Below are 11,684 nucleotides of genomic sequence, written 5' to 3' on the forward strand. Positions count from 1 at the left end.
AAGAACTTTCTGGCATCTGATATATATTCTTTTATTTCTTCTCTCGTTTCTTTTATAGTGCTTTCTTTTATTTGTGGGAAAATTGATGTTAAAAATTTAATGTTGACTTTGTTATAATCCCCTGCCATACCAAAATTTTCTGCTCTTGATATTTCACTTGCAAGATAAACAATATAAGTTTCCAGTGGATATTTATTACTCATATTTTCAGGTTGATTATGATTTGTCATAGGAGCATACAAGGTTTCCGGCAGGTTCCATTTTTGTGCTAACCAGGCATTTACATCACAATATGTGAGAGAAAGATTTTCTTTTTCCACTTTGTATAAGGGGGTCTGATTATCCTTCCCTTTTTTTGTTACTATCTTGTATTCTTCTTTTAATGTAAGTGCTAAACAATATTTACCAATATCATGCAGTAATCCTGCAGTAAAAAGCGTTTCGGGAACTATTTCCGTTTTAAGTTTTATGGATAATATTTGTGCTGTTTTTCCTGCACCTAAAGAATGAATCCAAAAATCTTCGGGGTCCAGTGATAATTGCTTTTTAGCAGAGAACAAATCTAATATTGTGGTACTTAATGCTAACATACGAACAGTTTCAAAACCTAAAACTACAATAGCCCTTTTTAAGTTATCAACTTTAAAACGAAGCCAATAAAATGCTGAATTTGCTAATTTTAATACTCTTGCGGACATTGCTGGGTCATTTTCCATTATTTTCGTCAAATCCCCTGCGGAACTATTATCATCGTTAATAGCATCAATTAATTTAGTCATTACCACAGGTAGGGTAGGCAAATCCTCACTCATTTCGAGTTTCTTATATATATCTTCCATTATCTTCTCCATAGCTTACATATTTATTTAAGTTATAATAAATATTTTACAACAAACAGATATGTGAATTACATATTTTATTAATTTCTATTCTATTCGTTTTTATAAAATCTCTGTTAATATTTTCTTCCACAGTTATTTTTGCTTTTTTTAAATTCATAATAAGTATATCATATATATATTCTTTTAATTCATTAAATTTGATACCTTTTTTGTCTTGTTGCTCTATTGTGATTAATAAAATACGGTAATCATTCCAGTTTCCCAAAAAATTTTGAATTTCTTTCATAATATTTAGCCATTTGTTTAAGGGATTTTTATAAATTTCTTTATATATTTCGAACAAATATCTTGTTTTTTTTAATATAATACGAAACTGGTGTATTTCTTCATTCAAAGGATTGTTTATTTTTTTTATATACTTATATTCATTATTAACATTATTTATTGCTAATAAAATTCTATCCCTTCCATACTTGTATATACAATGTCTCGTAAAAAATTGGATTTGAAAATCTGAGAAACACTTATCATCCCTTTTTTCTAATATTTGTTTTGCAAGAAAGCAGTTTTTCTCCTCCTTTTTTCTTATTTTATCTATAGAATTTAAGAGATATTCATAAGCAAAGTCAGATAAGACCTGGGGTTTATCATTTTTAATAGAAATAATTAATTGATATAAGACATCAAGTTCTCTTCTTTTCCCAAGAAGTTTTGTTATCTTTTTATTTTCGCTCACATATCGTTTTTTAATTTCTTTCGGTAAGAAATGTTTATATTCAGTAAATAAGGCTCTATTTCTTCTTGATGTAACACGGATATCATGGATAGCATCAGGGTCTAATTTTTCAAGAAGGGGAAGTTTTTCTTTTATAAATTTGTAATTATGCTCTATATGTTTCAAAAATATGTCTTTTGAGATATTACAATATTTTACTTCCCCTTCTTGACGCATTTATTACTTTCTGTTGGGGTTATTTCACTAAGAATTTGTATGTTCCTGAGGGCAATTCAAATATATCCTGTGTTGCTTCTGTTATTACAGGTTCTACCTTCGGATTTACAATTACCTTCATGTTTTCCTTTTTGGGAACAACTACTTTTGCTTTACTATTCGGCGGAATATTAATAACCATAGTTAACGAACCATCGGGATTTTTATCCCAACGGGATAATGCACGACCACGAACTGTGTCAATGTAAGCCTGAGCATAGTTTAATGGTCCTTCCCACGGTTTCGGAGCAATTGTGAAATATTTGTAGCCGGGTTCTGGCAAGCGGCGTATACCCGCAATTCCACCAAAGAACCAATCCATTACACTACCAAACATTTGATGATTATGAGAATTCATTTCGGGACCTGTCTTATATTCCCACAATTCCCATAATGTAGTAGCACCTAATTCAATCATATAGCCATAACTTGGGAAATCTTTTTGTAATACAACCTTATAAGCAAGGTCTGCCATGTTATTGTCATTTAATACATCATAGACATATTTTGCACCTAAAATACCGCAGTATAAATGGGCATTGCGTTTTACTTCGATTTCTTCTCTAAGTTTCTTTAGAGCGAGTTCTTTGTATTCTCCTTGTGCAATACCAAGGAATAATGGGAATATTTGCTGGAATTGAGTGCCTTCATAAGGCGTTCCATCTTTATCTTTACCATAACAGTAATAGCCTTTTTCTTTGTCAAAATACTTATTATTAAATGCTTCTGCTACTTTTTGTTTCTTGGCATTGAAGTAATTTGCATCATCTTGTTTTCCTAATACACCTGCAAGTTCTTCCAAAACTACTGCAGTCCAGTAATAGCATCCTGTTCCTATGGGTTCCATAGGGGATTTTTCGAGTGCAACCCAATCTCCATAATGGCAATATTCCATAACTCCGTCTTTTTCATCCTTCTCCATTGATTTGAACCAACGAACAAGGTTATCGTAGTGCATTTCTACAACACGACGGTTCTGGTAATATCTCCATGAATACCATGTAATTAATGGATAGGCAATTGCCCACGGAGGAGAACCTTTCTTTTCGCCCCAAATATTAGCAGGACATGTATCAGGAACATATCCTTCTGGACTTTGGGAATCGGCTATATCCCATAGCCACTTCTGGTAATATGCTGCAACATCAAAATTCATAATTGTTGCTTCAGAAGCAAGGTGTGCATCACCCATCCAACCCATTCTTTCATCCCTTTGTGGACAGTCCGTTGGAACACTCATATTGTTCCCCTGAATAGCCCAAAGGACGATATCACGGATATTGTTAATAAGGGGATTATCACACTCGAAATGACCTGATTTGGCAAAATTGGAGTGGAATATCTGGGCTTCTAATTTATCTTCGGTTAGTTCTCCGGGGTAACCGGTTATTTCAGCATAACGGTAACCATGTTGAGTAAAGCGGGGCATGTATTCTTCTTCTCCTTCTCCTTTTAGGATGTATTCATCTGTTGCTTTTGCACTTCGAATATTTTCAACATTTAATCGCCCATCTTCGTATAATAATTCTGCATGTCTCATTCTTATCTTAGTTCCTGTTGGACCTTGCGCCTTGATTTTTATTACACCTGTCATATTTTGACCAAAATCTACAATATATACCTCTTCATTTTTATCTGGACCGCCATCATTTCGTTTTGTAATTGATTTTGGTTTCAGATAACCAACAACCTGTATCGGAGGCATTACCTGTGCTACCAATTTTTCAGGTATATGTTCTGACATGGCAACAGGTAGCCAGTTAGAATCATCATAGTCGGCTGTATCCCAATCCTTTTTCTCTAAACGAGCATCATAGGTTTCTCCATGATATAAACTTTCACTTACAATAGGTCCTGTGCTTGCTTTCCATGTATTATCTGTAATGATTTTCTCTTTTGTTCCATATTCATATACTACATGTAATTCCAGCCATCCTGTGCATGTTTTTTTCCACCATCCATGTCCTAACATCATCCCTACTGCATTTTTACCTTGTTTTAACATTGAAGTTACATCGTGTGTAACATATAGGGTTCTTTTTTCAAATACGGTATAAGCAGGGTCTAAAAGATGGTCGCCTACTTTTTGTCCATTTATATGTAATTCGACATAACCCAAACCTGAGACATAAGCCCTTGCTTGTTTTACAGGTTTTGTAAGTTCAAAGACTTTCCGTAACATAGGTGATGTTCTTTTTCGTTCATATTCCTTTCTTTTATCATCCTTTACGGGTTCATCATCTTTTTCGGGATGTCGTATCCATTTTGCGGTCATTTCTTGTGTCGGATTAAGGAAAGCCGTTTCAAAATAGGCAGGTTCACTAAAATGTGTTGTTTCTCCGCTTTGATAGGTTATCCTAACCCGCCAATAGTATCTTGTAAAACTTTCTAATGCAGGTCCTGCATACTCTATATGGACATTCTCTCCAGATTCGACTTGCCCTGAATCCCAGACATCGGGTTGATTTTGTAGTAATTTTTCTAATGATTTTGAAACCTGTATTTGATAGGATTTCTGAAATACGCCATATCCTTTCTCAGGTAAAATCCAACTGAAACGGGGAATATTTGTATCAATACCCATAGGATTTGTTAAATACTCTACCCTTAAATTCTCAGGAGGTATTTGTGAATGGGCTACAGTTGGAATTACTGTAATAAGCAATGTAAAAGCAATTGAAGGGACTAAAGAGGTTTTTAACATATTTTATCTCCTTATATTAAGTTTAGGTTTCCTCTTGTAAATTCAAATATTCGGTTTTAATTTTTTTGACAACATTACCAATATCCCACGCAGATATAATCTCAAAATAAATATGGTTTGTTTCAAATTTGATTATACCAAAACTTGCTTCATTCCCTCTGTCAATTTGTTTTTTTAAGTGACCAGGATTAAACCAAACTTTATTATTGTCTTTTTTAATGATAGGGATATGTGTATGTCCAAAACAGTAAATATGACATTCCTTTCCTCGACTTTTTAGTATAAGGTCTATTGTATGGGCAAAAGCAATTTTCGTATTATGAATTTCCTCAATAATAACTTTGGGTGTTTTTCCATCTTCAAATTGGTTGCACCACAAACCCGGAACAATCCTTACTGGATAACCTACGGAAATTAAATACTCACCATCTTCATAATTATCTCCAAGATGGTAAATAGTATGAACCTTTTCTTTATGTAATAAATAGGAACAGACATTTTCCATCAAAAAATTGTTCCCATGTGTATCACTTATTACACCTATTGAGGTATAAGCCATATTTAATTTCCTAACCTTATTTGATATACTGTTATAATATAATTCGGTAATGATTACAAAATTAAAGAGATTAAAAAGAAAGGAGATATTTTATGGGAACAAAAGGTAGAGAAATTGTAAAAATGGATGTTGAACATCTATTGCTTCTGTTAAATAAAGCCTATTCCGATGAATGGTTCGCTTATTATCAATATTGGTTAGGAGCAAAGGTGGCAAAAGGTCCCATGAAAGAAGGAGTAATGGCAGAACTTTTACAACACGCCGGTGATGAACTTAGACATGCGGATATGGTAGCCCAGAGAATTATTCAATTGGGTGGTTCTCCTGCGGAAAGCCCCAAACAATGGTATGAATTGTCCAATTGCGGTTATGACCCTCCCAGTGACCCTTATGTTCGTGTGCTTTTGGAACAGAATATTAAGGGAGAACAGTGTGCTATACAAACTTATAATGCACTCCTTGCAGAAACGAAGGAGGGTGACCCTGTAACATATAATATGGTTTTACAAATACTTCAAGATGAAGTTATGCATGAAGAAGACCTACAAGCTTTGTTGGAAGATTTGGATTTGATGACATCCAGGGGTTAATAAAATATTTCTCTATTTATTAGACCTCTTTGTTTTAAATCGAAGAGATGGGCTTTTAACTGCTGCCGTGCCAAGATAATTCGTTCTTGCGGAATATCATCGTAAGATTTCAATAGTAGTTCTTCAAAGGTAGTGATACCTTTGTTTATGTTTTGAAGTATTTTTTCTTCTCTTTGTTTACGGTGTTGTATTAATTTATCAATAATTATATTGCCCGGCAAATAGAACCAGGGAATTCCATGACCGGGAATTAATAAATCAATTTTCAGTCTATTTAATTTTTTTAATGAATCCATGTATTCTGACATTGAGCCTTCCTCATCAGGGTCAATTAGAACAGGGCCTTCCGAACTTATCATATCTCCTGCAATTAATGTTTGAGTTGTTGTTTCGTAATAACAAAGATGTCCTTTCACATGTCCCGGAGTAGAAATGGTATTAACTATCCATGGAAAGTCTCTATCACTTAATAGAAACTGCTGTTCATTTTCTATTGTTTTATCAATGGGGATTCTTCCTCTTTTTGCAGATTCTAATGAAGCATATTTAGGAATACCAAAATATTTGGATATAAATTCCATACTTTTTGCATGGTCTGGATGTTCATGAGTAATACAAACCCCTATGTATTTCGAACCTAATTTAATAAAATGTTCCAACCAATAAATCATTTCTTTGACACTTCCCTCTTCGCCTTCACCGGGGTCTATAATCATCATTTCTTTTTTACCAACAACGACTGAATTCACATTCTTAAAAAATGTATGAGGTGGGGCAGGTAAAGGAAAAATATGTATACCTGCCCTTGGATGGAAATAGGAATAGCCATTATCTGTCCATGGGATTTTTTTTAGGTATTGATATGCTTCGGGAAAAGAAAAGGCTTCTATCTGCTCTAAAATAAATGCAACCGGTGTGGAAAGAGATATTTCCTGTCTATGCCACCGATATAAAATGTTTTGAGGTGTATCCCATTCTATTAAATCAACTTCTTTATTTTTTTCACTTTCTATAACATAATATTCGGGTTTCCATTTAATAAAGAAAAAATAGGTTTCAAATCTTTGGGATAAACCGGGCGGGGTAATCCATGGTCCCGAAAAGAAACATTCATCTATATTTAATTTGATATTAAACTTCTTTTGCACCTCTATAAAATCAATCTCTCTTTTATGAAACCGTTCCCATACTTCTTCCAACTCTTTCATAGAAATACTTTTTTCTATGCGTATAGGAAGATAACCTGTTTCTTCAAATGTCTCTCGAATGGCTCCTACCATAGCCCCTTTAATTACTTCATGGCAAGAACCATATACTTCACATTTTTTATCTTCTTCTTCCACACTACCACCTGGAAAAGCATGATGTCCCGGTAAAAAAGATAAAGTTTTTCCTCTCTTTATAACTAAAACTTCTATATCCTGTTTATTCCTTCTCCAAACAACACAAACACCTGCAAGTTTTGGAGGTTTTAAACTCATTTCATCAACTCCATCAATTTTAATAAAATATAAGTTTCTTATTAACTTTTATTATTTCAATATTTTATAATATTTTTAAGGGTTCTATAATGTTTATTTCTAAGAGATTTGAAAATTATGAACTATCGGGTTGTTTAAATCCAATTGCAGAGGCGTATCAAAAGCATATTTTACAAGGGAAAGAACTCTTTGACTTAACGCTTTCTAATCCAACAAAGGCGAATTTACCATATCCCGAATCTGAAATATTGCAGTCGTTATCTAATAGCCGTTCTTTGTTATATGAGCCTACTCCCAGAGGTTTTTATACGGCAAGAGAGACCATATCCTTATATTATTCATCGCTTGGTTTTTCTGTTTCTGTTGATGACATATTTTTAACATCTGGGACATCTGAAGGTTATTCTTATATTATCAAATTGATTTGTAATCCCGGTGATGAAATATTAATACCTGCTCCTTCTTATCCTTTACTTGATTTTATCGCATCATTAGAATTGGTTAAAGTTGTCCCTTACTATCTTGAAGAGAATAAAGATACATGGATTTTTTCTACAAAAAATATTATTAACTGCTTAAGTAAAAAAACAAAACTTTTATTTCTTGTCCAACCTAATAATCCGACAGGAAATATACTTTCAAATGAAGAAATTAACGATTTACTTTCTTTTGCAGAAAAGTATAATCTTGCAGTGGTAATTGATGAGGTGTTTCGAAATTATCTTTTTTCCAATAAATCACCTCAATTACTTTTTTCCGATAAAATACCTGTTTTTACTCTTAATGGTATTTCCAAGACATTAGCGTTACCTCAATTGAAATTAAGTTGGATTGTTTGCTCTTGTCCTAAAAATATAAGAAAAGAACTCCATGAAGGTTTAGAAATAATTGCAGATACCTATCTTTCTGTTAATACACCGGTTCAAATAGCATTGGTAGATTTATTTCGAGTAAAAGGTTCTATACAGGCACAAATTCAAAAAAGGATAACTCGAAACCTTGATTTTGCAATAACTCAGTTTTGTAAATGCTCTAATATCCATTCTTACTTACCTCAAGGCGGATGGTATTTTGTTGTAAAAATTTGCAATATTACGGTACCAGAGGATAATTTAATTATTGATTTATTAAATCAAACGGGAGTTTATGTCCATCCAGGTAGTATGTTTCGTTTCCCTGAGGAAAATTTGTATCTAATTATAAGTTTACTGCCTGAGGAAAATATATTCCGAGAGGGAATTCAAAGAATCATAAAATATTTCTGTTAATTTCTATCTATTCAGATTCGGGGAAAAATGTAGACATGGCAAATTCTTCTTCAAATTCTGGAATAGTAGATAGGTCTATATGTTTAATTATGCCTAATATTTCTTCGATATTATTTCTTAAATCTTTGTTTATCAAAGCATATTTTGCTCCTGCCAGACTACTGTTACCAACGAACTCTATTTTTTCTTCATTAATTTCCTCTGGAATAATTCCAATCGTTTTCAAATTTTTCCTGTTCAGATAAAAACCAAATGTCCCAGCAATATATATTTTTTCAAATGTTTGAAGTCCTATATCGGCTTCTTTTGCTAAAAGTTTTATTCCACATTTTATGGCAGAGCATGATAACTGTAATTGTCTGACATCACGAGAAGAAAGGAATATCTTTTTATTTTTTCCATGGAATACTTCAAAAATGACATCCGAGTTATTTGTTTTCACTCTTTTTCGAATCTTTTCGGGGACATTGGGGTTGTTTACTGATTCCGACAGCATTCTTCCACTTGTATTTATAATTTTTAATCTTAAAAGAATTGCTAATAAATCTATCAAGGCACTACCACATATTCCTAACGGCTCTATATTTCCAATTACTTTTATATCTATATCATCATTATTCAATGTTATTTTTTCTATAGCACCTATTGAGGCTCTCATACCACACTGTATTCTTACACCTTCAAAAGCAGGGCCTACTGCTGTTGATGTTGCATATAAAAGTCCTTGTTTTGCTATAACAATTTCACCATTAGTGCCTAAATCTACAAAAAGGAATGGTTTCTCTTTTTTTATAGCATTTATAGCAAGTAAGCCAGCAGTTATATCTCCACCTACAAAACCTCCTATAGCGGGATAAATATACATTTGTGCCTCTGGATGTGTATGTATACCTATTTTGTTGGGTGGTATTGTAATATTACTTAAAAAAGTAGGTGTAAATGGATATTCTCCAAGTGAAGAAGGATCTATACCTAACAACAGATGTATCATTGTTGTATTTCCAGCAACTACCACATCATAAATATCATTTTGAGTTATACCTATTTTCTTTACTAACTGTTCATTAAGATTATTAATCCCCGAGACAACACTTTTTTGCATTAATTTTGTATTATCCTCTGATTGTATAGCATAAGATATTCTACTTATGACATCATCACCATATAATATTTGTGGATTTAGTTCAGATATGTCTCCGACATTTTCTCCAGACATTAAATTTATGAGTTCTATAGCAATAGAGGTTGTTCCTAAATCTATAGCGATACCATAAATACCATTAAATTCTCGTTCTTTTTTAATGTCTATTATTTGTTTATTGCTGAAAATTAAATTATAAGATTTAGTTATATCGTTTTTAATACAAGCTATTTTTTTTAACACTTCTAAGGATATATCTTTTTTACCAATGAGACTGAAAAAATAATCCTGATAGGACTTCGACTTTTTTATCTCTTCTTTTTCTACATTTACTTTTAATACTTGAATATTGGGATTAAAACTTGTTTCAATTTTTATTTGATAGGGTTTTTTAAATTTGTATATTTCCTTTTGTTTGTCTATTTGGACTTGAGGTAAAGAAACAGCAATATCTTTTTCTACTATGTATTGACAGGAATTAACAAGGAGATGGGATTTTTCTTTCGTTGAATTTTCATTACCTTTGTTTGTATATTCTACCTCCACTAAACATTTGCCACATATACCTCTTTTACCGCATGAAGAAGGGATTATAAAACCATGTTCGTATAAAACATCTATTAAATAACTTCCTTTTTTTGTTCTTACTTCCTGATTTGCTGGTAATATTTTTATTAATATATCGTTCAATTGTAGTCCTTTCTTCGTTATTCATAATCCCAGATATTTTGTATGATATTATAATTAAAAATCATTGGAATTTTTATAATTTGGAAATTATATATGAAAGGGTTTTGGTATTTTTTGCCAGCACAAATTAGGTCTGTTATATCTGCATGGATAAATGCCCCTGTCTTTCCCACTATTTTACAAATTGAACCTACAAATCGTTGTAATCTTAAGTGTATTATGTGTCCTCATGGTTGTAATAAAATTTCGGAATATAAAGACTTGTCTTTTCCTATATTAAAAAAAATTATAGATGATATATATGAATATAAATACTTAAAAGGTGTTCATATACAGGGATTGGGTGAACCTTTATTATACCTTGATTTGCTAAATGCTATAGGGTTTTGTAAAGAAAAAAATTTAGAAACTTATTTTAATTCAAATCTAACCATTATGTCGGAAGAGACAGCGGAAAAACTGGTCGAACTTCAACATGATAAAATTGCTGTTTCTATTGAATCAACTGACCCAGAATTGTATTTATGGATACGACCCGGCTCTAAAAATCACTCTTTACAAAGAGTGTTAGACCATATAAAGCTTCTTGCAGAAATTAAACGAAAAAAGAATTCGCAATATCCTATTATTGCCGTCCATTCAATATTATTTAAAAGTATGATAAATCAAATACCGAAAATGGTGCGAATTTTAAAAGAAACAGGGGCTAATATGTTATGTTTTCAACATTTAATCACAATCGGTATTCCTGACGATAAAGTGCTGCCTGATGGCAAACCTATTAAAGATGAGTGTGTTCAGAACCTTTCCGTTGATGAAAAGAAGGAAATATTGCAATTAATTCGCTCATTAAATTCTACAGATTTTGAAGTTATTCCCCCACATGATTTTGATTCTTTTGATGAAGTTTTACCACCTCCTGAAGGAATACTTACATGTTTTGATTTGTGGGAAAAACCTACTATATTAGCCAATGGCGATTTTATGCCCTGTTGTTATACGCTTGGTTATCATCAATTTCTTATGGGAAATATTTATGATTCTGATTTTAAATCAATTTGGTTCAATGATAAATATAAAGACCTGCGATGGCAACATGTCTCAGGAAAACTAAACCCTGTATGTGCTAATTGCAGTCAGTTATATCAGGTAACTCATCCTTCAACTAAATTATTTTTTGAAGGGAAAATAGAAAAATTTCATTTTTACCCTAATACATTTTTAGGAACTCAAAAATATTCTTTTTATTAAAGTTTCTTTATGCATATATGCCATGTATATAAAGATATATATCCTCCCGTAGTCGGAGGAATAGAGAAATTTATTTCTCAATCTATTCAAGAACAAAAACAATGGGCAAAAATTACTGTCATTGTCTGTAGTCGAAATATCCGTTCCTATAAAGAAACAAAGGATGG

The 11,684-nt window shown here is 32.3% G+C and carries 9 protein-coding genes; 3 read left to right on the forward strand and 6 right to left on the reverse strand.

The features are described 5' to 3' along the window. From PLA12_13145 to PLA12_13160, 4 genes are all read right to left on the reverse strand, one after another. Positions 1-839: HDOD domain-containing protein (locus PLA12_13145; protein HOQ33438.1), on the reverse strand; the 839-nt coding region annotated here is incomplete at its 3' end. 46 nt (positions 840-885) lie between these two features. Beyond that, positions 886-1,794, reverse strand: coding sequence for a CHAD domain-containing protein (locus tag PLA12_13150; GenBank protein HOQ33439.1), 909 nt, complete (start codon positions 1,792-1,794; stop codon positions 886-888). A 19-nt stretch (positions 1,795-1,813) separates the two neighbouring features. Further along, the gene (locus PLA12_13155) at positions 1,814-4,537 is read right to left on the reverse strand and encodes a family 78 glycoside hydrolase catalytic domain (protein HOQ33440.1); all 2,724 of its coding nucleotides are present in this window, start codon (positions 4,535-4,537) and stop codon (positions 1,814-1,816) included. 22 nt (positions 4,538-4,559) lie between these two features. After that, on the reverse strand, positions 4,560-5,096 hold the full coding sequence (locus PLA12_13160; GenBank protein ID HOQ33441.1) for a metallophosphoesterase family protein: 537 nt from the start codon (positions 5,094-5,096) through the stop codon (positions 4,560-4,562). Between the two features lie 92 nt (positions 5,097-5,188). Between PLA12_13160 and PLA12_13165 the strand changes: the two genes are divergently transcribed. Next, positions 5,189-5,686, forward strand: a complete 498-nt coding sequence (locus tag PLA12_13165; protein ID HOQ33442.1) for a ferritin-like domain-containing protein — start codon at positions 5,189-5,191, stop codon at positions 5,684-5,686. Here PLA12_13165 and PLA12_13170 read toward each other — a convergent pair. Next, positions 5,683-7,167 (reverse strand): MBL fold metallo-hydrolase, encoded by a 1,485-nt coding sequence (locus PLA12_13170; GenBank protein ID HOQ33443.1) that lies wholly within the window; start codon positions 7,165-7,167, stop codon positions 5,683-5,685. The genes PLA12_13165 and PLA12_13170 overlap by 4 nt on opposite strands. Positions 7,168-7,256: 89 nt before the next feature. Between PLA12_13170 and PLA12_13175 the strand changes: the two genes are divergently transcribed. Then, positions 7,257-8,435, forward strand: coding sequence for a pyridoxal phosphate-dependent aminotransferase (locus PLA12_13175; GenBank protein HOQ33444.1), 1,179 nt, complete (start codon positions 7,257-7,259; stop codon positions 8,433-8,435). 7 nt (positions 8,436-8,442) lie between these two features. On the opposite strand, the gene PLA12_13180 is transcribed toward PLA12_13175, so the two are convergent. Further along, on the reverse strand, positions 8,443-10,266 hold the full coding sequence (locus tag PLA12_13180) for an ASKHA domain-containing protein (protein ID HOQ33445.1): 1,824 nt from the start codon (positions 10,264-10,266) through the stop codon (positions 8,443-8,445). Positions 10,267-10,359: 93 nt separating this feature from the next. On the opposite strand from PLA12_13180, the gene PLA12_13185 reads away from it, so the two are divergent. Beyond that, a complete protein-coding gene (locus PLA12_13185; protein HOQ33446.1) occupies positions 10,360-11,517 on the forward strand; it encodes a radical SAM protein in 1,158 nt (385 codons plus the stop codon). Positions 11,518-11,684: the final 167 nt, after the last annotated feature.

Origin of the sequence: Candidatus Hydrogenedens sp. (assembly GCA_035378955.1) — a bacterium.
Lineage (GTDB): Bacteria > Hydrogenedentota > Hydrogenedentia > Hydrogenedentales > Hydrogenedentaceae > Hydrogenedens.